The 1,736-nt window shown below is 66.1% G+C and carries 3 protein-coding genes; all 3 read right to left on the reverse strand.

Annotation, left to right across the window (positions count from 1 at the left end; translation table 11 throughout):
• Window positions 1–108: 108 nt before the first annotated feature.
• A complete protein-coding gene (locus EOA85_RS34580; protein ID WP_127212668.1) occupies window positions 109–507 on the reverse strand; it encodes a DUF3085 domain-containing protein in 399 nt (132 codons plus the stop codon).
• 10 nt (window positions 508–517) lie between these two features.
• Complete coding sequence (locus tag EOA85_RS34585; protein WP_127212669.1) at window positions 518–1,120, reverse strand: DUF1419 domain-containing protein; 603 nt, start codon at window positions 1,118–1,120, stop codon at window positions 518–520.
• A 142-nt stretch (window positions 1,121–1,262) separates the two neighbouring features.
• Window positions 1,263–1,736, reverse strand: a 474-nt coding sequence (locus tag EOA85_RS34590) for a DUF3991 and toprim domain-containing protein (protein ID WP_127212670.1), incomplete at its 5' end; no start/stop codon positions are given.

Raw genomic sequence — 1,736 nt, forward strand, 5'->3', positions numbered from 1 at the left:
GGTGAAGGGATCGTCATTGGACATTGGGAAGTCTCCTTGAGCGAAGGCGTGCGCGAACCGCCGGCCGAACAGGTCCGGCCGGGCGATCGGCGTCGCGGGTTTGGGAAGTCAGCGGGTGATCAGCGAGAGCGCGATTTCCGTCTCGGTGAGCTGCACATTGAGGTGGGTGGCCCGCATGTTGCGGTCGAAGAGCGGGATCAACCGCTCGGCCTCGATGAACTCGATACCGTCATCGGCGCCGAAGTGGCGGCGCTTATAGTCCCACCAGTCGATATCGCCCTTGGGATGGCACTGCTCGGCATAGACAACGGGGGCGCGCGATCCTTCGGCCAGTTTGCCGTTGGACATGATGTAGACGCCCTCGTCACCCACAAGCCAGACGCCGGGCTTCTCGCCCTCGCCGGGGCGCGTGCCGTAATAGGGATTGCGGAAGCCGTCATTGGCGGCTGCATCGGCGATGCCGCGGTCGACGACCTTGCGGACGGCAAGGATGGGAAATGTGAACATCGCCCGCACCTCACGCCGCTGCCCTGACGGGCAGGTGCCTCAGGTGCACCGGCAGCTTGGCCGCGATCTCGTCGTCGGTCAGGTCGTCGAGCAGCTTGAGCGCGGTCCGGCTCCGGCCGTAGACGAGGATGGTGCGCTTGCCGCGATTCTCGGGAAGGGAGCGGTCACCAGCATAGCCGCGATAGCCGTCATGGGTGGCGCTCCAGATATGCTCGAGGCGCTCCTGATGCGTCATGGCCCGGACCGGGCGCGATTCGCGTTCCACGATCGCGTCGCGCATGCGTTCGGGCGAGCCCCTGTCGATGAGGTCGCAATAGCCGTGGAAATAGCGCAGGCTGCCGTCGATCGTCAGCGCGAAGAAGATGCTGGTCACGCTGTCGGTGAGGAACTCGCGCATGGCGAACATGTCGCCGCGCATGAAGAGCGGCGGCAGGATGTCGAGCATGTAATCGTGTTCGGGCCGGGCGATCTCGAACCATTCGCCGGCGAACAGCGCGCTGTCATCGTTCCGCCAGCGGTTCGTGCGCTGGGCATGACGGTCGAACAGGCGGAACATCTGACGCCGGTCGGCGATGCCCTGGTAAATCTTGCGGATCGGAGAGGTGGGGTTCATGAGTTGGGCTCCTTCAGCCTCGTCGGGCCGGAGCGCGGCGCATCCTCTCGGGACTCGCCATCCTTCTTCAGCCCTTCTGACCCCTCCCCGCGGCCGCCTCTCCGTCCGGACGGGTCAAGGGCCGGCGAAGCCGGGCGAAGCTTCACCCTTGACGCGGCAGGCGGGCATGCGGCAGCCGGGCTTTTGTCTCCCTCCTTTTCTCCTTCTCCGGTTCGTTCATCGCACGCAGATCCTCGTTCCAGTCATCGGCCGCAGGGCGCAGCCGCTCGAAACGGCACCCTGCCTCCACCGCTATCTGCTCGAGCCGGCCGGCATAAACGTCGCCCTGGTCATTGTTGTCGGTGGCGGCGACGAGAAGCGCGCCGTTACGCGAAGCAAGCCTCCGGATGGCCGCCTCGGTCGCCGGCGCCCAACCGCCGCCGGTGCTCAGATAGAGGCTGTCGGGCCGCATATCCTCGATCGCGGCGAGGCTCATGGCGTCGATCGCGGCCTCGGTGACGCAGAAGCGCGCGACATCGTCACGGCCGAAGCGAAACAGCACCTTTCCGCCTCCGGTGGCAAATCCCCGCCAGTTTGGCCCACGTTCCTCCCAGCCGGTGACCGCGCCGGTCTCATC

The sequence above is a fragment of the Mesorhizobium sp. M5C.F.Ca.IN.020.29.1.1 genome, from assembly GCF_003997375.1.
Classification (GTDB): Bacteria; Pseudomonadota; Alphaproteobacteria; order Rhizobiales; family Rhizobiaceae; genus Mesorhizobium; species Mesorhizobium wenxiniae.

Bases quoted from the DNA above. Each gene is read 5' to 3' on its own strand.
- EOA85_RS34580 (WP_127212668.1), bottom strand. From the start codon at position 507: ATGTTCACATTTCCCATCCTTGCCGTCCGCAAGGTCGTCGACCGCGGC.
- EOA85_RS34585 (WP_127212669.1), bottom strand. From the start codon at position 1,120: ATGAACCCCACCTCTCCGATCCGCAAGATTTACCAGGGCATCGCCGAC.